Annotated in this window: 1 protein-coding gene; it reads right to left on the bottom strand. The window is 41.5% G+C overall.

The window, feature by feature from the left end; genetic code table 11:
- Nucleotides 1–452 precede the first annotated feature (452 nt).
- On the bottom strand, nucleotides 453–797 hold the full coding sequence (locus FW757_RS23135; protein ID WP_182719753.1) for an immunity protein YezG family protein: 345 nt from the start codon (nucleotides 795–797) through the stop codon (nucleotides 453–455).
- Between the last annotated feature and the right edge of the window lie 17 nt (nucleotides 798–814).

Genomic DNA, 814 nt, shown 5'->3' with positions numbered 1-814 from the left:
CGCTTGTCCACTGTCGTCTAGTTGCCCTGTTTGCTGCGTTCCATCATCGAAGGTGATGGTGTAGGGGGCATTTTTTAACAGGACTCCCGTCTAGGTATACATATTCTAAATCGACCACACTAGCAGTCGTTGCTGCAACGCCTGCATCATTGATGGTTACATCGTTAATGCGACTAATACTCGCAGGGTTTGAGGCACTAGGACTACTGGCTGTTTGTGGGCTTTTTTATTAAAAAACACACATTCTGTCGAGCTAAATAGCAGTGAGCTCTTTAAGCGCAGCGCCTCTTAACCTCTTTGTGAATATTTTACTTAAAACCATGTTGCACAAAGAGAAAAGAATGAGAAGTAAATGAGGGGGGCAACCTAAGGCTAGACGCTAATCTTTAAAAGACTGTAGCGCCTAGCCTTACAACATCCATGTTGTTAAAGAGCAGGTAAATCACTATTGTTTAATACGTTTGTTGTGCAGTAATAACGTCATCATCATTATTATCACGCTCAAAGTTCAGATTAAATTGGCCTTGGCGATTTATGGTGAAAATAGCGCGCGTCCAGTTTTTTGGTTGGTGTTTAGTGGCATTCTCAAACAAAGTACTGAATAAATCGACTATCTCATCTGTCACGGTAATTGGCTGTTCGTTTTCATCATCTTCTGTTTGATAGTGAGCCTTGCATTCAAGTTGGTTTTCATCTTCGCAATCTAAAATAAGCTGAGCCTCAAGCCACGGCTCATTTATTTGCTGGTACAAGTATTGCCCAAGTTGTTGGGGGATTTTTTTTATTTCTGGTTGCATGTGCTGTCCTTAGCGTT

The sequence above is a fragment of the Pseudoalteromonas sp. 1181_04 genome (assembly GCF_052850545.1).
Note: the sequence above shows the minus strand (reverse complement) of the source record. Positions and strands in the feature narration are given on the sequence as shown.

Bases quoted from the DNA above. Each gene is read 5' to 3' on its own strand.
- FW757_RS23135 (WP_182719753.1), bottom strand. From the start codon at position 797: ATGCAACCAGAAATAAAAAAAATCCCCCAACAACTTGGGCAATACTTG.